The organism is Burkholderia sp. BCC0097 (assembly GCF_902832985.1).
Classification (GTDB): domain Bacteria; phylum Pseudomonadota; class Gammaproteobacteria; order Burkholderiales; family Burkholderiaceae; genus Burkholderia; species Burkholderia orbicola.
On sequence record NZ_CADFDM010000003.1, the window covers coordinates 1 to 18,675 of the forward strand.

An 18,675-nucleotide genomic window follows, 5' to 3' on the forward strand; every position below is an offset into this window, starting at 1 on the left:
GATCAAACCCGGCAGCACGCCGCGGCCGCCGAGATCGACCACCTTCGTCGCGCGGCCCGCGAGCGGCATCACGTCCGCTTCGCCGCCGACCGCGACGAAGCGGCCGTCCTTGATCGCGACGGCGGCAGCGATCGGGTTCGCACGATCGAGCGTCGTGATGCGCCCGTTGTGCAGGATGAGATCGGGTGGGGTATCGGTTGCGCTCATGAATGTCCTCGATGTGCTCAGAAGCCGAGCCAGTGACGAACCGGCGCGATGGCCTGTGCGCCGATCAGCATGCCGGCGAGGCCGACCAGTGCGATCAGCGGCGGCGCCGGCGAACGCACTCGGATCACGCTGTACACGACGCCGATCAGCACGCCGGCGCCCAATGAGATTAGATAAGATTCCATATCGTTTTTTCTCCCGCCCGGATTAGAATGATCCGCATCGCATCGGCCGCATGCTGTGCTGCCCTCGCCTTTCCTTCGCTTTCCTGCCATCCATTCCAATCATGCAACACCTTCCTGATCTCGAAGCCTGGGCCATCTTTGCGCGCGTCGCGGAGACCGGTTCGTTCGCGAAAGCCGCGGAAACGCTCGGCGTATCGCAACCCACCGTATCGAAAGCGATCGCACGCCTCGAAAAGCGCCTCGGCGAGATGCTGCTGTACCGCACGTCGCGCAAGCTGTCGCTCACGCCGACCGGCGAACTGCTGTGCGACCGCGTGATCCGCCTGCTCGCCGATGCGGAACTGATCGAGAGCGAGGCCACCGCGCAAGCGCTCGAACCGCACGGACTCGTGCGCGTGAACGCGCCGATGTCGTTCGGGCTGCGCCATCTGTCGCCGGTGCTGCCCGCATTTCTCGAGCGCTATCCGCGCGTCGACATCGATCTCGTACTCACCGACCACATCGTCGACATCGTGTCGGGCGGCTTCGACGTCGCGATCCGCATCGCCGAGCTGAGCGATTCGACGCTGCGCTCGCGCCGCCTGTGCGCTGTACGCCGGCCGCTCGTCGCGTCGCCCGCGTATCTCGACCGGCGCGGCCGCCCCACGCATCCGCGCGACCTCGAACATCACATGTGCGTCATCTACACGAACCTGCCGACACCGGAGTACTGGCGCTTTCATCACATGACATCGAACAGAGATTTCGGCGTACCTGTGCAAGGCCGCATCCGCACGAACAATTCCGACGTGATCTTGCCCGCGTTGATCGACGGATACGGCCTGGCCCTGCAACCCGAGTTCCTCGTGCGGGACGAACTACAGCGCGGCGAGCTCGAAGAAGTGATGCATGACTGGAAGATCGCTGACATCGCCGTGAACCTCGTCACGCCGCCCGGCATGCTGCGCGCCGCGCGCGTGACGGTACTGCTCGATTTCCTCGCCGAACACTTCTCGCACGCGCCGTGGGCGCTGCCCGCCGCCTGAACGCGTGACGGCCGACGGCACGCGATCGCCGCAGTAACCGTCGCGGCGATCGCGGCCGGCGGCCCGTTACTTCGCCGGCACGGCCGGAATCGACTCGTGCGGCGTCGCAGTACGCTGCGGCGCCTTGTGGACCATCGTGTACGCGTAGTCGATGCCCATCCCGTATGCGCCGGAATGCTCCTTGGCGATCGCAACCACGGCGTCATAGGTGTCACGGCGCGCCCAGTCGCGCTGCCATTCGAGCAGGACCTGCTGCCACGTGACCGGCACGACGCCGGCCTGCACCATGCGCTGCATCGCGAAGTCGTGCGCGGCCTGCGACGTGCCGCGCGATGCGTCGGCGACCATGTAGATCTCGTAGTCGCCTTCGAGCATCGCGCACAGCGCGAACGTCGTGTTGCAGACTTCGGTCCACAGGCCCGACACGACCACCTTCTTGCGGCCGTTCGCGGCGAGCGCGTCGCGCACCTTCTGGTCGTCCCACGAGTTCATCGACGTGCGTTCGAGCGTCTTCTGGTTCGGGAACACGTCGAGCAGTTCTGGATAGGTGGGGCCCGAGAAGCTCTCGCTTTCGACCGTCGTGATCGTGGTGGGGATGTTGAAGACCTTCGCGGCCTTCGCGAGCCCGACGACGTTGTTCTTCAGCGTCTGGCGATCGATCGACTGCACGCCGAACGCCATCTGTGGCTGCTGGTCGATGAAGATCAGCTGGCTGTTCTGCGGCGTCAGTACCTCAAGTTTCGGGTTGCTCATGGCGCATGGAATCCTGTGAACGGGTAGCAGAAATGTGACTTTTGAGCAAATTCGGGAGTCAACCTATCTTGATGCATCGGACCGAATTTCCATCGGCCGACCTCATTTAATACATAAATTACATACCCGTACACCCAAAAAACAGAATCGATCCGATTCTCGGATTACGCCGATCATTTGTCAGATAATTCCTTTGATTTTCACACACACGCAATATTAATTGCGCACAAGAAGGCGGTGTTTTGATTTGGAAAAGCGCGCCACTGCGGCTCCCTTCATGCAGATTCGGAGTGAACAGGCAACCCTCTCCCGCACTCCCGGCAGACAAAATGGACACCGCAACTATCAAATCACGCGAATCAATATTCCTGGAAATCCACGCATATCACTCAAAAGCGAGCGTCTTCCCCCGGCTCTTCGTTGATCGGCTGAGTTTGATCAGAAGATAAATCGGCGCGCACCAATAAAATTGATGAACGAATTCCCCATCATTCAAAATCAATAGCACCATCGTTCAGCTCATTCCACACGAACCGGGATGCAATAACCCGACGTCATCGAAGTCTGCGAGGGCCCCGACCAACGACCTCCATCATGCCGTTGCACGACACCGCTTTCGACATCGCATCGGTCGTCACAACCGGCCTAACAACGCGTGCTGCTCGCGCCCGGCCGACGGCGCGCCGATGATCACACTTCCTGGAAAATGCGAGCCCGCGCGGCATGGGACGTCTACCAGGCGTCGCATCGCACTCGGAATGCTGATTGATAACCGGTGTCGACATGCATCCGGCATGGCACGAGCCGCGGTTTCATGGGAGGGAGGCGTCATCGGGAGCGCCTCCTTAAAGAGCCGGGCAACCGTCGAGAACACAGCCGGTCACGCACGTAACCGGCTGTTCACCCCTTACTGCTTCGTGGCGAGCCCGAAGGCATACAGCTTGTGACTGCTGCCGTCGTATGGCAGGCCGAGCACTTTTGTGTGATAGCCGGAACCCCAGTAGACCGATCCGTCGACGATGGCGGCGCCCGACACGACCGCACCGTTGTTCACATAGCTCCACTTGATTGCGCCAGTAGCCGCATCGAGCGCATACATGCTTGCGCCCGTGCCGGCCAGCGACCCGGCGTATACGACGCCATTCGCGGCCGACATCGCGACCGTATCCATCTTGCCCTGCGGGTCGGCCGTGCGCCACAGAACCTTGCCGGTGGCCGCATCAACCGCCGCCCAGATTCCTCCCTTGGTTGTCTTCGCGCCGTTCGGACCGTTGTCGACATCGATCGATTCTCCCTTCAGATTGCCGATCGAAACGTAGATACGCTTGCCATCCGCGGCCGTACCCCACAGCATGCCGCCCAGCAGGCTGCCCGGTCCGACCTGGGTATGCCAAATCACCTTGCCGGTCTTCGGATCGAGCGCCCAGTACACGCCGCTTTTCGCACCCGCGCCCACCAGCGTCCTCTCCTTCCCGTCGATGGTCGCCTTGAACAGATTGGGCCCGGAGCCGAAATCGTAGTCCGGACCATCGTCGTGATCGTAGTTGGTCGACATGTCGGCCGCCAAGGTACGGCTGTGCCAGACCACCTTGCCGGTCTTCAGATCGAGCGCGACAAAGCTGTCGATCATGTTGTCCGGCGTATCGGATTTGCAGTTCTTCTGCGTCGGATAACGGCAGTGGCCCGGCGGCACCGAGAAGTTGTTGCCGGTGGTCACGTAGAGCAGGCCGGTCTCATGATTGACCGCAGCCGTATTGCCCCACACCGACCCGCCGGTGTACCCCTTCGGGACCATATAGGTCTTCCACCGAATTTTTCCGGTCTTGGCGTCGAGCGCAACCACCGCACCTCGATAAGTCGGCTTGTCCTTGAGTGCTTCGGCACGCGACGAGAGACCGATATACACCACGCCTCGATCAACGATCGGCGATTGGGTAATGATCGCGGTCGGGTCTGAATCCACCTTGGTTCGCCAGAGCGGCGCGCCATCCTCCGCCTTGGCAGCCAGCACGAACGCTCCGCTCGGATTGTTCGCGATCTGGGTCCCCTGACCGAAAATCAGCGTGCCTTCCCAATATGCCGGGCTGGTGCGCGAGGCATCGTTTTCGATGCCGCTGTATTCGGTGATCTTCTTCTTCCACTTCACCTTGCCACTGGCAGCATCGACCGCCCATAGCGAACCGCCGAAGTCAGGTACATATACGGTGCCGTTCGCTACGGTTGGTGTAGCCGAAACGTTACCGTCGGTATCCAGCGTCCAGCGCGGCGCGAGCCGAGAAACGTTGTCGACACCGATAATGTGCTCGTCGGGCGCGGTGCGTGTGTTATCGACACCCTGTCCGGCGAAGACCCAATCCGCTGCCGCGGCCGGTCCACTTGCGACCATGCCGAACAATGCGAGTGCGCCGACCATAGCCGGCGCACTCCGGCACCACGAAGCCGCAAGCCCGTCGTCTCGAGTGTTGAATTTCTTCATGACATCACCTTACCAAGAGGGGTGTGACTGATGACGGGCCGAACACGAATGGCCGTCGATGGAAAAACCTCGTCGAACCGAGGCAACGAGGAAGAACAAAAACGCTCCGCACGGGAACGCGTATGCCGTGGTATCGAAACCGTGGCCGAAGGCCGAATCGCAACGCACTCGGCGACGAAACCACGAAGCCCGTGCACCGGTGGGTGCTTGCTCAGAACGTATGCATCATCCCCACGTACGCCCCCGTCTGCGACTCGCCCGTTATCGGACTCGTCCCCGACGTCGCGTCGCGCGGCGTCGCGAGCAGCGAGAAGTTCGAATTCCCGCCATTGCGCACATACGCAACCGTCCCATACAGGAACGTACGTTTCGACAGGTTGTACGTGGTCCCGAGCACGTACATCATCGCGTGCCCCGACGGATCGTGCGACGCATCGCCGCCGCCATCGCCTACCTTCACGTAATATCCGCCCCCCGTCACGGCCCACTGCGGCGTCGCCGAGTAGGTCGCGCCGAGCCAGTAATGATCGGCACGATCGGCAACACCAGCCGGACTATCCGGCGCCTGGTAGTGCGTATACGCGCCCTGGATCTTGAACTTCGACACCTTCACGTTCGCGCCGACGAAGTACTCGCGCGATGCGGTAAAGATATTGCTGAACTTGCCGTTGTTGTCGCGCAGCTCGTCGTAGATGCCGCGCACATCAAGCACCGGCGAGTGGTACGAGATCATGATCCCGTCCGAACGGCCGAAATCGTCGGCCGCTCCGTAGTTGAAGCCGCGCGACTGGTTGCCGAACGCGTATTGCGCCTGCACGTCGAAGCCGCCGATCACCGGGCTGTGATATTCGATGTTGTTGCTGGTCTGCTGCCAGTTGCGGCCGCGCACGAGCGACGCCGACGAAAACGCCTGCTGGACGAACGGATCGAATTCCCACACGCCGTCGCTGTCGATGAACAGGTTGCGGCCAGCCTGCAGCTGGCCCCACGTATTGCTCTTCAACCCGACGTACGCGCGCCGCGACCACATGCGCCCGCCGCCCGTCTGGCCGTTCATCACCTGGAACGCGGTTTCCAGGTTGAACACCGTCGACAGCCCGCCGCCGAGATCCTCGACGCCCTTCAGCCCGAACATGCTGGTGCCCCAGTCGCCGCTTTCCGCGCTCCAGCGCGTCCCGCTGCCACCGCTCGGCTTCGCGATGTGGTTCAGGTATTCGACGCCGCCGTCGATGCGGCCGTACAGCGTCACGCTCGTCTGGGCAAATGCGACCACCGGTGCGGCGGCCATGATCAGTCCTGCGAAATGTTCGAGTCGCAACGTCCCACCCCTTTTTAGTCTCGATCGCCAGCCTGCGTACGCTCGACCATCCGTGACCGATCAACATTCATCCGAGATCTTCCGAGTCGCACTCACGGGCCCCTCGGGATTCTCCAACCGTTTTCTCGCGCAAAATTATTTTTCTAGTCTCCGACGCATTCATCATGAAAACATCGAATAGGAAAACAAAGCAGCCCCATTAACAACCGACAGTTTATTATTTAACGAAAACAAAAACTGGATTCAATGAGGCTTGGGCAGCTTGATTGACGCCAGATATTCATCAATCCGCTCAAAAAATGTGATCCTCAAAAACACTTGGGAGCGAAAGACCCACGATCATCCGCCAAGCCTCGCCAGGAAAGCCCGGCCGAAATCCGAGCGATCTCTCGAGCCGGCAACAATGCCCGTCGCGCCCTTAATTATTAATATAGTAATGAAATGAAAGCCGCCTCACAACAAAAAATCGAAAACTCATCTATTCCATTTTTTACATTGACGGCAATATAGACTGATGTACCATTTCAATGAGCAAGTCCTCCACGGATGCCTCCTGTTACTCGCTGCGATAATGCAATGACGCCGAGACTACGCAACTGATGATGGCATTACTCGCAGGTTCACGAGCGCGCGGCCCCAACAAGTGCTTGCCCGTCTAATTCAACCCTCCAAAGGAACCTGTCTCATGTGGACCAAGCCCGCCTACACAGATCTGCGTCTCGGTTTCGAAATCACCATGTACGTTTCGAACCGCTGATTCCGAGCTGCAGGATCAAGCAAAAAGCCTCGGCTTGCCGAGGCTTTTTGCTTGATGAAGTCCACCCATCGAAGATCGACCATGTTCATACACATCCTCGGATCGGCCGCAGGCGGCGGCTTTCCGCAATGGAACTGCAACTGCGCGAACTGCGCGGGGTATCGCAACCACACCGTTGAGGCGCACGCCCGCACTCAATCATCGATCGCGGTGTCCGACGACGGTGTGAATTGGGTGCTGTGTAACGCGTCGCCCGACATACGCGCGCAATTGCAAAGCTTCGCACCGATGCAGCCCGGTCGTGCGCCACGCGATACCGGCATCGGCGCGATCGTCCTGATGGACAGCCAGATCGACCACACGGCCGGCTTGCTTGGCTTGCGTGAAGGTTGCCCGCTTCAGATCTGGTGTACAGATATGGTCCACGATGACTTGACGACTGGCTTTCCGCTGTTCGACATGTTGAAGCACTGGAACGGCGGACTCATCTGGAACCGCGTCGAGCCTGACAGCAGCTTCGTCGTACCGGCCTGCCCGAACCTGGAGTTCACGCCGTTCCCTCTGCGCAGCTCGGCGCCGCCCTATTCGCCGCATCGCCATGCTCCGCACGTCGGCGACAACATCGGCCTGATCGTCACGGACTCACGCACGGGCGGCACGCTGCTCTACGCGCCGGGGATCGGCATCGTCGACGACATGCTTCTGAAACGCATGAATGCCTCGGACTGCCTGCTCGTCGATGGCACGCTATGGGACGACGACGAAATGCGACGACTTGGCGTCGGTACCCGAACGGGCCGCGAAATGGGCCATCTCGCGCTAAGCGGCCCGGACGGCATGATGGAAATACTCGGGCGCGTTTCCAGGCCCCGCAAGGTACTGATCCACATCAACAATACCAATCCGATCCTCGACGAACGCTCCGTCCAGCGCACGGAACTACGGCGCCGCGACATCGAGGTCGCGTTCGACGGCATGCAGATCTCGTTATGAGAAGCACTCCCTACGACCATATGAACGCGTCACGGATCGATCGCGAAACAGCGGACCGTTTTGCCGCGCTCCACCATTTCCAGACGTCATGAAACCACAGACGGGCCAATTCCCCCTCACCCCCGATCAGTTCGAGCAGGCACTGCGCGCCAAGGGCGCTTTCTATCACATTCACCATCCCTATCACGTCGCGATGTACGAAGGCCGCGCAAGCCGGGAACAGATCCAGGGCTGGGTGGCAAACCGCTTCTACTATCAGGTCAACATCCCGATGAAGGATGCGGCGATACTCGCCAATTGCCCCGACCGCGAGGTACGGCGGCAATGGGTACAGCGCCTCATCGATCACGACGGCACCTCCGGCGAAGATGGCGGCATCGAGGCCTGGCTGAGGCTCGGCGAAGCAGTCGGATTGAGCGCCGAGCAGTTGCGCTCGCAGGAACTGGTGCTGCCGGGCGTGCGCTTCGCCGTCGACGCATACGTGAATTTCGCGCGCCGCGCGTCGTGGCAGGAAGCGGCCAGCAGTTCGCTAACCGAATTGTTCGCCCCGCAGATCCATCAATCGCGCCTCGACACATGGCCGCGCCACTATCCGTGGATCGATTCGGCGGGTTACGCGTATTTCCGCACCCGGCTCGGCCAGGCACGTCGTGATGTCGAGCACGGGCTCGCCATCACGCTGCAGCACTACACGACCGTCGAAAGCCAGCACCGCATGCTGGAAATCCTGCAGTTCAAGCTCGACATCTTGTGGACGATGCTCGATGCGATGTCAATGGCCTACGAACTGCATCGTCCGCCCTATCACACCGTCACCGACCAGTGTGTCTGGCACAAGGGAATCGCCTGATGAGATTCGATCGAAACGGGGTGCCGCGCTGGCGACAGGGTTTCCGCTTTCAGTTCGAACCCGCGCAGAACGCGCACGTATTGTTGTATCCCGAAGGGATGGTCAAGTTCAATGGAAGTGCAAGCGCGATCGGCGAGCTGATCGACGGCGAGCGCAGCGTCGCCGACATCGTCGCGCATCTCGAAGGTCAATTTCCTGGCGTGCCCGAACTCGCGGCCGATGTCGAGGATTTCATGGAGACGGCCCGTGCCAAACACTGGATCGAACTTGCGTGAGCCGGCCTCGGCGGCAGGCCACCCCGAGATCGGGCTGCCACTCTGGCTGCTTGCCGAACTGACTTACCGCTGCCCGCTGCAGTGCCCGTACTGCTCGAACCCGCTCGATTTCGCTCGGCAGGGAACGGAGCTCGATACGGAGCAGTGGTTCAAGGTGATGGCCGAAGCGCGTCGAATGGGTGCCGCGCAAATCGGCTTTTCCGGCGGCGAGCCGCTCGCGCGCCCCGATCTCGTCAGGCTGATCGCCGAAGCACGAAGGCTCGACTACTACACCAACCTGATCACCTCGGGCATCGGCCTGACCGAGGAGAAGATCGTCGGGTTCCGGGAGGCCGGCCTCGATCACATACAGATCAGCTTCCAGGCGAGCGACGCGGAAGTCAACAACATGCTGGCCGGCTCGAAGAAGGCGTTCGCCCATAAACTCGAAATGGCGCGCGCGGTGAAGAGGCACGGCTATCCGATGGTGCTGAACTTCGTCACGCACCGGCACAACATCGACGACATCGACCGGATCATCGAATTGTGTCTTGCGCTCGAGGCGGACTATGTCGAGCTGGCGACGTGCCAGTATTATGGTTGGGCCTACCTGAATCGCAACGCGCTGCTGCCGAGCCGCGAGCAGCTCGTGCGCGCGGAACGCATCACCGACGAATATCGCGCCAAGCTTGCCGCGCAAAACCACCCGTGCAGATTGATCTTCGTGACCCCGGACTACTACGAGGAACGACCGAAGGCGTGCATGAACGGCTGGGCCAGCCTGTTCCTGACCGTCACACCAGACGGTACCGCGCTGCCCTGCCACGGCGCTCGGCAGTTGCCGATCGAATTCCCGAACGTGCGCGACCATGATCTGCGGCACATCTGGTACGAGTCCCCCGGCTTCAACCGCTTTCGCGGCGACAGCTGGATGCCCGAGCCGTGCCGGTCATGCGACGAGAAGGGCAAGGACTTCGGCGGATGCCGTTGTCAGGCTTACATGATGACGGGAGAGGCGGCCAATGCGGACCCGGTATGCAGCAAGTCGCCGCATCACGACATCGTCCTGAAGGCGCGGGATATTGCGCTCGCATCGCCACGCCCCGTCACGCAGATGGTGTTCCGCAACCTTTACAACTCTCGCAAGTTCGCGAAAACCTGACATGCAGCCATGCAACCGCCGCGACGCGGCCGAAATCTCGCCAGTGCACGACAGCGGATAGCAACCGTCTGCTTGGGCGAATTCCTGCCAGCATGCAAGATTGCGCGGCAATGGTACGTGATGCAATACGATGCAGGTCGATGCCGCACGGTCAGCGGGCCGCTATGCGAAAGGTTCACCCTAGGTCATCCCAGAGCGGCTGGTACGCTTTGGCTTGGCTGGATTCGTCCCACCGGCGACGTGCGCGATCAAGGTCGAAGGTCGAATCTTTCGCGACGATCAAAGGAAGCAAGGGGTGAGGGTGAAATACCCTGGCCCTTTTTCCGTTTCCGGGCGTTTTTTACCGGCCCTTGAATCGCCCACCCGTTTTCGAGGGTCGCGGCCGTACGGTGCGCGCACGGGTCAAATCGCCGCATCGGCGTGCGCCGCGCGTCCTCGGCCAAGCCTGCGCACGAAACTTGCTGGAACACGCGATAATGCCTATGAACAACCCGCATTCGCGCATGAAAAACAACATTCTCGAAACTGCCCTGTGTGCGTCGCTGCTCATGCTCGCCACCGCCGGCCCCGCGTCGGCGAAAGCGCTCGACGACGCGCTCGACTGCCATTCGACCGGCCACAAGTTCGTCGCGCCGCTGCTCGCCGCCGGCGACATCCAGTCGGAGCCGATGCACGTCGAATCGAACTCGGTCAATGCGTTCCGCACCAACCGCTCGCTGACGGCCTACGGCTTCGGCGTCTATGTCGTGCTCGGTTACCAGGCGAACGATCCGATCTTCCGTCCGGGCGACGGCAAGCCGATCGGCGACTGGGCCTACGGCGTCGTCGTGCGCGGCACGAAGAGCGCGGTCGAGGAAGCCGTGCGCAAGGCCGGCAGCGACGCAACCGTCAAGCAGGCGTTCCCGTTCCTGACCGCGATCGTCTGCTCGTCGGATTGAGCTGGCCGTCAGCACCCGCGTCGCGCCGCCCCTGACTGCCGTACAGGGTGACACCTGACGGATGCAGCCTCCGCACATTCCACCGGAGCCGGGAGCACCCTCCGGGCCCGCCATCGCCCCGTCACGCGCCGGTATAAACCACGCGATACGGGATACCGACCTTCTCCCACTCCGCCGCCTCCTGGCTGAGGCTATAGTCGGTCAACGGGTTCTGCTCGACCCAGGCGCTCGGCAGACGCACCTCGTACCCACCCTTCTTCATCTGCGAAACGGAAATGTCGGGGAGCCCCGCATCGGTCCGGCGCCGGCACAGCAGCGCCGCGAGCCGCAGGCAGAACAGCAGCGGCCATTCGACCTCGCGTGCCTGCGACAGCTTGCCGAGCTTGCCCGCATGGCCGAGCACGAGCGCGGCAAGCCGCGCCTGGTCGGTACGCGAAAAACCCGGCATGTCCGCGTTGCTCGCGATATAGGCCGAATGCTTGTGATACGCGCTGTGCGAGATCGACAGGCCGATCTCGTGCAATGCGGCCGCCCAGCCGAGGAACATCCGCCCTTCCTCGCGCGCTTCCTCGTCGCCTTCCTCGAGCTCGTCGTAGAAACGCGCGGCGAGCGCGCCGATCCGCTCGGCTTGCGCACGATCGACACCGTAGCGGCGCGTGAAACCCTCGACGGTCACCGCACGCATGTCCTCGTGCTGGGTCCGGCCGAGCAGGTCGTACAGCACGCCGAGACGCAGCGCGCCGTCGGTCGTATCGACGTAGTCGACGCCCAGTTCCTCGAACACCGCCAGCATGATCGCGAGGCCGCCGGCGAGTACCGGCACGCGGTCGGGTTTCAGCGCGATCAGCTTCAGCCGGTTGACGTTCTCCGACTTGATCAGCGCACGCTTCAGCCGCTCGAGGCCGCCGCGCGAAATGCCGTGCGTGATGCCCGGATCGTTGAAGCCGTTCGCCTCGACGAGCTCCGCCAGCGCGCGTGCGGTGCCGGACGAGCCGATCGCCTGGTCCCAGCCGGCCTTCTTGTATTCGCTCGAAATGATCTGGATCTCGCGCTTGGCCGCGAGTTCGGCCTGCCGCATCGTGTATTCGTCGACGTTGCCGGCCGGAAAGAAGGTGCGGCTATGGCTCACGCAACCGATATAGAGGCTCTCCATCACGATCGGCGTGTAGTGCGAGCCGATGATGAATTCGGTCGAGCCGCCGCCGATGTCGACGACGAGCCGCTTGCCGGCGCTCGCCGGCACCGAGTGCGCGGCGCCCGCATAGATCAGGCGCGCCTCTTCGCGGCCCGCGATCACTTCGATCGGGAACCCGAGCGCCGCCTCGGCCTCGCCGAGGAATTCGGGGGCGTTCTTCGCGACGCGCAGCGTGTTGGTCGCCACCGCGCGCACATGATCGGGATGGAAATCGCGCAGGCGCTCGCCGAACCGCTTGAGCGCCTCCCAGCCACGCTCCTGCGACGCGCGATCGAGCATCTTGTCGCTCGACAGCCCCGCGGCGAGCCGAACCGGCTCGCGCAGCGCGTCGACGGGATAGATCTGGCTGCCCGCCGGCGTTTCCTCGACGCGCCCGACGATCAGCCGGAAGCTGTTGGAGCCGAGATCCACGGCAGCCAGCAAGTGGGGAGTTGTAACCATCAGAAGGGGGCTCCGTGCGCGTTCTTCCGCGGCAGCCGTTCCTCCGGCAATCGCGGGCGATCAATCAAAGGCGACATTTTAAGCGTGGAACGCTTGCCGTTGCCACGCTTCACGGGCATGCACACTGCTCGATTCCATATAGCCGAAACATTTATGCGACGAAAGGGTTACGGCGTAGAATTTCCCGATATAAAACCAGTATTGTCATCAGCACGTCATCGTACCGTGAGAGTTTCCGAGCGTCCTTTCGAATCATCGCCTGAATTACCCCCTACTCTGCCGATGTCCGTCCGTTACCCGCTTCTCAATCGTGAACTCGGCATCCTCGGTTTCAACGAGCGCGTGCTGGCCCAGGCGGCCGACCCGCAAGTCCCGTTGCTCGAGCGCCTGCGCTTCATCTGCATCACCAGCAGCAACCTCGACGAATTCTTCGAGGTCCGGATGGCCGGCCTGCAGGAGCAGATCCGCGACAACCCCGGCGCGCTGACGCCCGACGGCATGTCGCTGCAGCACGCTTACGATCTCGTCGTCGAGCGCGCGCAGCGGCTCGTGCATCGACAGTACACGATGCTGCACGAAACCGTGCTGCCGGCGCTCGAACAGGAAGGCATCTACTTCCACGCGAGCGACACGTGGAACGACGAGCAGCTCGAATGGGCGCGACGCTACTTCCTCGACGAGCTGCTGCCCGTGCTGACGCCGATCGGCCTCGATCCGGCTCACCCGTTCCCGCGTGTGCTGAACAAGAGCCTGAACTTCGTCGTCGAGCTCGAAGGGCGCGACGCGTTCGGCCGCCAGGCCGTAATGGGCATCGTGCAGGCGCCGCGCGCGCTGCCGCGCGTCGTGCGCATGCCGCATGCGCTGTCGGGCTTCGAGCACGGCTTCGTGCTGCTGAGCTCGTTCATGCAACGCTTCGTCGGCGAACTCTTCCCGCAACTCGTCGTGAAGAGCTGCAACCAGTTCCGCATCACGCGCAACAGCGAGCTGTTCGTCGACGAAGACGAAATCACGAACCTGCGTGTCGCGCTGCAGGGCGAACTGCCCGCGCGCCACCTTGGCAATGCGGTGCGCCTCGAAGTGTCGGCCGACACGCCGCTGCACATCGTGCGGCGCCTGCTGGAGGAAAGCGAACTCGGCGACAAGGACTGCTATCGCGTGGCCGGGTCCGTGAACCTCGTGCGCCTGATGCAGATTCCCGATCTCGTCGACCGCCCGGACCTGAAGTTCACGCCGTTCACCGCATCGACCCCCGCGGCAATCGCCAACGCGCCGACGATGTTCGACGCGATCGACGCCGGCGACATCCTGCTGCACCACCCGTACGAGAGCTTCCAGCCGGTGCTCGAACTGCTGCAGCAGGCCGCGAGAGACCCGAGCGTCGTCGCGATCAAGCAGACGATCTATCGCACCGGCACCGACTCGCCGCTGATGGACGCGCTGATGGAAGCCGCGCGCAACGGCAAGGAAGTGACCGTCGTGGTCGAGCTGCTCGCGCGCTTCGACGAGGAAACCAACATCAACTGGGCGTCGCAGCTCGAAGCCGTCGGCGCGCATGTCGTGTACGGCGTGGTCGGCCACAAGTGCCACGCGAAGATGATGCTGATCGTGCGACGCGTCGTGCAGGCCGGCAAGGCGTCGCTGCGCCGCTACGTGCACCTCGGCACCGGCAACTACCATCCGCGCACCGCACGCCTCTACACCGACTTCGGGCTGATGACGGCCGACCAGAAGATCTGTGAGGACGTGCATCACGTGTTCCAGCAACTGACCGGGATCGGCGGCGAACTGACGCTGCACGAACTGTGGCAGTCGCCGTTCACGCTGCATCCGCGCATCATCGAGTCGATCCGCGCGGAGATCGACAATGCGCAGGCCGGCAAGCGCGCGCGCATCGTCGCGAAAATGAACGCGCTGCTGGAGCCGTCGGTGATCGCCGCGCTGTACGAAGCGTCGCAGGCCGGCGTCAAGGTCGACCTGATCGTGCGCGGCGTCTGCGCGCTGAAGCCCGGTGTGCCGGGGTTGTCGGAAAACATCACGGTGCGCTCGATCGTCGGCCGCTTCCTCGAACACCACCGCATCTACTATTTCCACGCGGGCGGCGCCGAGGACGTCTATCTGTCGAGCGCCGACTGGATGGACCGCAACCTGTTCCGCCGCGTCGAAGTCGCGTTCCCGATCCGCGAGCGCAAGCTCAAGCGGCGCGTGATCGCCGAAGGGCTGTCAGTGTGCCTCGGCGACAACCAGTCGGCATGGCAGATGCACAGCGACGGTCACTATCGCCGGCGCCGCACCGGCAAGACGGTCCGCAACGCGCAGCTCGGATTGCTCGCGAAGTTCTGCTCTTGAGCCGTCGGCGCGATGCGGGTCGCGCCGACGCATCGCCATGAAAAAAGCAGCCCATGGGCTGCTTTTTTCATGGCGAACTACTACGCGATCATGCTTCGTAGGCGGCCGGCCGGATCGCGATGATACGCGAGCCCGGAAACCGCGCGGTGAACGTACTGCCGCGCCCTTCCTCGCTCTGCACGTACAGATGCGCGTCGTGCCGCTGCAGCACGTGCTTGACGATCGCAAGCCCGAGGCCCGTGCCGCCCGTGTCGCGCGAACGGCTGCGGTCGACCCGGTAGAAACGCTCGGTGAGCCGCGGCAGGTCGGCGGCCGGAATCCCGAAGCCGCTGTCGGTGACCGAAAACACGCCCTGCGCACCCTCGCGCCGCCAGGACACGACGATCTTGCCGCCGTCCGGCGTATAGCGAATCGCGTTCGTGACGAGATTCGCGAACGCGCTGAACAGCTCCGTCTGTGCGCCCGTGACGCCGAGCGTCTCGTCGATCGAGAACGCGATGTCATGATGCCCGTTCGACAGCGTCTGCGCATCCTCCTTCAGATGGTCGAACACCGCCCGCATGTCGATCGCATGATCGACGGGCGGCTTGCTCTCGCCTTCCAGCTTCGCGAGCACCAGCAGGTCGGTCACGATGTGCCGCATGCGCGACGCCTGCTGCTCCATCATGTCAAGATAGCGCGCACGGTCCTCCTCGTTCAGCGGCAGCTCGCGCATCGTCTCCAGGAAACCCGACAGCACGGTGAGCGGCGTCTTCAGCTCGTGCGACACGTTCGCGACGAAGTCACGCCGCATCGCGTCGGTGCGTTCGAGCTCGGTGATGTCCTGCGTGAGCAGCAGCTTGCGGTTCTCGCCGTACGGAAACACCTGCACGGCCAGCACGTTCTGCCGCGCGTCGCCCATGCCGCGCATCAACAGCGTCTCGTCGTAATGCTGCGCATTGAGGTACCGGACGAAATCGGGATGGCGCACCAGGTTCGTGATGTGCTGGCGCAGGTCGCGCTTCGCATCGAGGCCGAAATGGACTTCGGCGATCGCGTTGCACCACTCGATCTGGTCGTGATCATCGAGCATCGCGACACCGTTCGGCGAGGCCTGGATCGCCTGGATGAAACGCGAGTGTTGCTGTTCGACCTGCCGCACCTGTGCATGCCACTGCTTCGCGAGCTTGTGCAGCCGATAGTAGATCTCGCCCCAGATGCCCGGCGCGCTCGGCACTTCGCCGTAGACGGGCGCGTCGAGCAGGCGCCACAGACGCTGCGTATGGAAGGTGCTGAAAAAGCCCTGCGCGACCAGCATCACGACCACGAACACGAGGCCCGCGGTCGGGCCGGCGAAGACGCCGACCAATACGCCGATCAGCACGAGCAGCACGAGCGACACCAGAAAGCGCGCCCAGATGATGTTCATGATTCAGCGTCCGAAAGAATGAACGGCACGCCGCGGCACGCGGCATGCCCGAATACGTTACGCGTGCTTGGCGAGGCGGTAGCCGCTGCCGCGCACGGTTTCGATCATCGCATCGCAGCCGGCCGGTTTCAAGGCCGCGCGCAATCGTTTGATGTGCACGTCGACGGTACGCTCCTCGACGAACACGTGGTCGCCCCACACCTGGTCGAGCAGCTGCGTGCGGCTGTGCACGCGCTCCGGATGCGTCATGAAGAAATGCAGCAGGCGGAACTCGGTCGGGCCGAGATCGAGCTTGATCTCGCTGCCGTCGCCGTGCGCGGCGACGCGATGCGTGGCCGGGTCGAGGCGCAGCCCGTTGATCGACACGACGTCCTCGGTCAGCTGCGGCGCGCGGCGGCGCAGCACGGCCTTGATGCGCGCCATCAGTTCCTTCGGCGAGAACGGCTTCGTCACGTAGTCGTCCGCGCCGATTTCAAGGCCGAGCACCTTGTCCTGCTCGTCGCCGCGGGCGGTGAGCATGATGATCGGGATGTGCTTGGTCCGTTCGTTGTTGCGCAGGTCGCGCGCGAACGCGATACCGGACTTGCCCGGCAGCATCCAGTCGAGCAGCACGAGATCGGGCAGCACGTCGCTGATCAGGTTCTGCGCCTGTTCGGCGTTGTACGCGCGGATCGGACAGTGACCGGCGTGCTGGAGATTCACCGAGATCAGTTCGGAAATCGCGGGCTCATCTTCAACGACGAGAATGTTGCTGGGCATCGGCACCTCTGTTCTTCCTATGGAGTCGATTAACTGTTGGCTTCGCGATCGAGCGTGTCGCGCGGCTGGTGCCGCACGTCGGTGCCCTTCACGATGTAGATGATGAATTCGGCGATGTTCTTCGCGTGGTCACCGATCCGCTCGATCGCCTTCGCGATGAACAGGTAGTCGAGGCCGACGGAGATCGTGCGCGGATCTTCCTGCATGTACGACACGAGCTTGCGCACGAACGCGCGGAATTCCATGTCGATTTCCTTGTCGTCCTTGACGATCTGCGCGGCGGCCACCGTATCGAGGCGCGCGAACGCGTCGAGCGCGCGGCGCAGGATCGTCACGGCCATCTCGCCCGACACCTTGATCTCGGCGATGTTGACCGCACGCGCGGCCGGCTCGTCGACCAGGCGGCGCACGCGCTTGGCGATCTTCTCGGCTTCGTCGCCCGCGCGCTCGAGGTTCGTAATCGTTTTCGAAATCGACATCAGAAGACGCAGGTCACGCGCGGCAGGCTGTCTCCGCGCGATGATGTTGCCGCATTCCTGGTCGATGTCCACTTCCATCGCGTTCAGCGTTTCCTCGGCCGCGATCACCTTCTCGGCCGTATCGCGATCGAATTCGTTCAGCGCGCGCATCGCGCCGACGATCTGCGACTCCACGAGTCCGCCCATTTCCAGCACTTTCGACGACACGGCATTCAGATCCGCGTCGAACTGGCTCGACAGATGTTTATCCGACATGGCTGTTGTTCTCCGTCATCAGCCGAAGCGGCCGGTGATGTAGTCTTCCGTTTCCTTGCGCACCGGCTTGATGAAGATCTTTTCGGTCTCGCCGAACTCGATCAGCTCGCCCAGGTACATGTAGGCCGTGTAATCCGAGCAGCGTGCGGCCTGCTGCATGTTGTGCGTGACGATCACGACCGTGTAGTCGCTCTTCAGCTCCGCGATCAGCTCTTCGATGCGGCCCGTCGAGATCGGGTCGAGCGCCGAGCACGGCTCGTCGAGCAGCAGCACTTCCGGACGGATCGCGATGCCGCGCGCGATGCACAGACGCTGCTGCTGGCCGCCCGATAGCCCGTAGCCGCTCTGGCCCAGCTTGTCCTTCACTTCGTTCCACAGCGCGGCCTTCGTGAGCGCCCACTCGACGCGGTCGTCCATTTCCGAGCGCGTGAGCTTTTCGAACATCTTCACGCCGAACGCGATGTTGTCGTAGATCGACATCGGGAACGGGGTCGGCTTCTGGAACACCATGCCGATCCGCGCGCGCAGCAGCGAGATGTCGCGCTTCGTCGTCAGCAGGTTCTCGCCGTCCATTAGAATTTCGCCTTCGGCGCGCTGCTCCGGATAGAGCGCGAACATCTTGTTGAACGTGCGCAGCAGCGTCGACTTGCCGCAGCCCGACGGGCCGATGAACGCCGTCACCTTCCCTTCGGGAATGCGCAGGTTGATGTTCTTCAGCGCGTGGAACTTGTTGTAGAAGAAGTTGAGGTTGTTGACCTCGATCTTCGCGTTCAGCGGCGCGAGCGGGCGATCGTTCGCCGCGTCATGCGTGCCGGCCGGCGCAGCGGTGCGCTCGACGGGATTCAGGTGGCTCTCTGCCATATTCATCGGATTG

The 18,675-nt window shown here is 62.7% G+C and carries 17 protein-coding genes and 1 pseudogene; 8 read left to right on the top strand and 10 right to left on the bottom strand.

The window, feature by feature from the left end:
- A pseudogene (locus tag HWX07_RS09590) lies at positions 1 to 207 on the bottom strand (amidohydrolase); the annotation flags it as partial.
- 17 nt (positions 208 to 224) lie between these two features.
- Entirely contained in the window at positions 225 to 392 is a 168-nt protein-coding gene (locus HWX07_RS09595) for a DUF1427 family protein (protein ID WP_175876170.1), read from the bottom strand.
- A gap of 101 nt (positions 393 to 493) precedes the next feature.
- Between HWX07_RS09595 and HWX07_RS09600 the strand changes: the two genes are divergently transcribed.
- Positions 494 to 1,417: a LysR family transcriptional regulator gene (locus HWX07_RS09600; RefSeq protein ID WP_175876171.1), complete on the top strand. Its 924-nt coding sequence runs from the start codon at positions 494 to 496 to the stop codon at positions 1,415 to 1,417.
- 66 nt (positions 1,418 to 1,483) lie between these two features.
- On the opposite strand, the gene HWX07_RS09605 is transcribed toward HWX07_RS09600, so the two are convergent.
- The 3 genes from HWX07_RS09605 to HWX07_RS09615 all read right to left on the bottom strand — a co-directional run bounded on the left by HWX07_RS09605 (position 1,484) and on the right by HWX07_RS09615 (position 5,964).
- Complete coding sequence (locus HWX07_RS09605) at positions 1,484 to 2,170, bottom strand: hydrolase (RefSeq protein ID WP_175876172.1); 687 nt, start codon at positions 2,168 to 2,170, stop codon at positions 1,484 to 1,486.
- A 907-nt stretch (positions 2,171 to 3,077) separates the two neighbouring features.
- Positions 3,078 to 4,646, bottom strand: a complete 1,569-nt coding sequence (locus tag HWX07_RS09610; protein ID WP_175876173.1) for a PQQ-binding-like beta-propeller repeat protein — start codon at positions 4,644 to 4,646, stop codon at positions 3,078 to 3,080.
- A 211-nt stretch (positions 4,647 to 4,857) separates the two neighbouring features.
- A complete protein-coding gene (locus HWX07_RS09615) occupies positions 4,858 to 5,964 on the bottom strand; it encodes a porin (protein WP_175876174.1) in 1,107 nt (368 codons plus the stop codon).
- 685 nt (positions 5,965 to 6,649) lie between these two features.
- On the opposite strand from HWX07_RS09615, the gene pqqA reads away from it, so the two are divergent.
- The 6 genes from pqqA to HWX07_RS09645 all read left to right on the top strand — a co-directional run bounded on the left by pqqA (position 6,650) and on the right by HWX07_RS09645 (position 10,918).
- Entirely contained in the window at positions 6,650 to 6,721 is a 72-nt protein-coding gene (pqqA, locus tag HWX07_RS09620; protein WP_080599499.1) for a pyrroloquinoline quinone precursor peptide PqqA, read from the top strand.
- Between the two features lie 81 nt (positions 6,722 to 6,802).
- A complete protein-coding gene (pqqB, locus tag HWX07_RS09625; protein ID WP_175876175.1) occupies positions 6,803 to 7,714 on the top strand; it encodes a pyrroloquinoline quinone biosynthesis protein PqqB in 912 nt (303 codons plus the stop codon).
- Between the two features lie 88 nt (positions 7,715 to 7,802).
- Entirely contained in the window at positions 7,803 to 8,564 is a 762-nt protein-coding gene (gene pqqC / locus HWX07_RS09630) for a pyrroloquinoline-quinone synthase PqqC (protein ID WP_175876176.1), read from the top strand.
- Complete coding sequence (gene pqqD / locus HWX07_RS09635) at positions 8,564 to 8,839, top strand: pyrroloquinoline quinone biosynthesis peptide chaperone PqqD (protein WP_175876177.1); 276 nt, start codon at positions 8,564 to 8,566, stop codon at positions 8,837 to 8,839. Before pqqC ends, pqqD begins: the two co-directional genes overlap by 1 nt.
- The gene (pqqE, locus tag HWX07_RS09640) at positions 8,811 to 9,980 is read left to right on the top strand and encodes a pyrroloquinoline quinone biosynthesis protein PqqE (protein ID WP_244129966.1); all 1,170 of its coding nucleotides are present in this window, start codon (positions 8,811 to 8,813) and stop codon (positions 9,978 to 9,980) included. The genes pqqD and pqqE overlap by 29 nt, the downstream gene beginning before the upstream one ends.
- A 548-nt stretch (positions 9,981 to 10,528) precedes the next feature.
- The gene (locus tag HWX07_RS09645) at positions 10,529 to 10,918 is read left to right on the top strand and encodes a hypothetical protein (RefSeq protein ID WP_226209310.1); all 390 of its coding nucleotides are present in this window, start codon (positions 10,529 to 10,531) and stop codon (positions 10,916 to 10,918) included.
- A 121-nt stretch (positions 10,919 to 11,039) separates the two neighbouring features.
- Here the strand turns inward: HWX07_RS09645 and ppx are convergent, their stop codons facing one another.
- Complete coding sequence (gene ppx / locus HWX07_RS09650; protein WP_175876179.1) at positions 11,040 to 12,554, bottom strand: exopolyphosphatase; 1,515 nt, start codon at positions 12,552 to 12,554, stop codon at positions 11,040 to 11,042.
- 282 nt (positions 12,555 to 12,836) lie between these two features.
- Here ppx and ppk1 point away from each other — a divergent pair, with 282 nt between their 5' ends.
- A complete protein-coding gene (gene ppk1 / locus HWX07_RS09655; protein WP_175876180.1) occupies positions 12,837 to 14,900 on the top strand; it encodes a polyphosphate kinase 1 in 2,064 nt (687 codons plus the stop codon).
- Between the two features lie 88 nt (positions 14,901 to 14,988).
- Here ppk1 and phoR read toward each other — a convergent pair whose 3' ends face one another.
- From phoR to pstB, 4 genes are read right to left on the bottom strand one after another with little or no spacing between them, the layout of a single operon-like run.
- Complete coding sequence (phoR, locus tag HWX07_RS09660) at positions 14,989 to 16,308, bottom strand: phosphate regulon sensor histidine kinase PhoR (RefSeq protein ID WP_175876181.1); 1,320 nt, start codon at positions 16,306 to 16,308, stop codon at positions 14,989 to 14,991.
- A 57-nt stretch (positions 16,309 to 16,365) separates the two neighbouring features.
- Positions 16,366 to 17,067: a phosphate regulon transcriptional regulator PhoB gene (phoB, locus tag HWX07_RS09665; RefSeq protein ID WP_006750313.1), complete on the bottom strand. Its 702-nt coding sequence runs from the start codon at positions 17,065 to 17,067 to the stop codon at positions 16,366 to 16,368.
- Positions 17,068 to 17,096: 29 nt separating this feature from the next.
- On the bottom strand, positions 17,097 to 17,801 hold the full coding sequence (phoU, locus tag HWX07_RS09670) for a phosphate signaling complex protein PhoU (protein ID WP_006476334.1): 705 nt from the start codon (positions 17,799 to 17,801) through the stop codon (positions 17,097 to 17,099).
- Positions 17,802 to 17,819: 18 nt separating this feature from the next.
- Complete coding sequence (pstB, locus tag HWX07_RS09675) at positions 17,820 to 18,668, bottom strand: phosphate ABC transporter ATP-binding protein PstB (RefSeq protein ID WP_006476335.1); 849 nt, start codon at positions 18,666 to 18,668, stop codon at positions 17,820 to 17,822.
- Positions 18,669 to 18,675 lie beyond the last annotated feature (7 nt).

Excerpts from the sequence above, each read along its gene's own strand:
- HWX07_RS09595 (WP_175876170.1), bottom strand. The coding sequence starts at position 392 with ATGGAATCTTATCTAATCTCATTGGGCGCCGGCGTGCTGATCGGCGTC.
- HWX07_RS09600 (WP_175876171.1), top strand. The coding sequence starts at position 494 with ATGCAACACCTTCCTGATCTCGAAGCCTGGGCCATCTTTGCGCGCGTC.
- HWX07_RS09605 (WP_175876172.1), bottom strand. The coding sequence starts at position 2,170 with ATGAGCAACCCGAAACTTGAGGTACTGACGCCGCAGAACAGCCAGCTG.
- HWX07_RS09610 (WP_175876173.1), bottom strand. The coding sequence starts at position 4,646 with ATGAAGAAATTCAACACTCGAGACGACGGGCTTGCGGCTTCGTGGTGC.
- pqqB (WP_175876175.1), top strand. The coding sequence starts at position 6,803 with ATGTTCATACACATCCTCGGATCGGCCGCAGGCGGCGGCTTTCCGCAA.
- pqqC (WP_175876176.1), top strand. The coding sequence starts at position 7,803 with ATGAAACCACAGACGGGCCAATTCCCCCTCACCCCCGATCAGTTCGAG.
- pqqD (WP_175876177.1), top strand. The coding sequence starts at position 8,564 with ATGAGATTCGATCGAAACGGGGTGCCGCGCTGGCGACAGGGTTTCCGC.
- HWX07_RS09645 (WP_226209310.1), top strand. The coding sequence starts at position 10,529 with ATGCTCGCCACCGCCGGCCCCGCGTCGGCGAAAGCGCTCGACGACGCG.
- ppx (WP_175876179.1), bottom strand. The coding sequence starts at position 12,554 with ATGGTTACAACTCCCCACTTGCTGGCTGCCGTGGATCTCGGCTCCAAC.
- ppk1 (WP_175876180.1), top strand. The coding sequence starts at position 12,837 with ATGTCCGTCCGTTACCCGCTTCTCAATCGTGAACTCGGCATCCTCGGT.
- phoR (WP_175876181.1), bottom strand. The coding sequence starts at position 16,308 with ATGAACATCATCTGGGCGCGCTTTCTGGTGTCGCTCGTGCTGCTCGTG.
- phoB (WP_006750313.1), bottom strand. The coding sequence starts at position 17,067 with ATGCCCAGCAACATTCTCGTCGTTGAAGATGAGCCCGCGATTTCCGAA.
- phoU (WP_006476334.1), bottom strand. The coding sequence starts at position 17,801 with ATGTCGGATAAACATCTGTCGAGCCAGTTCGACGCGGATCTGAATGCC.
- pstB (WP_006476335.1), bottom strand. The coding sequence starts at position 18,668 with ATGAATATGGCAGAGAGCCACCTGAATCCCGTCGAGCGCACCGCTGCG.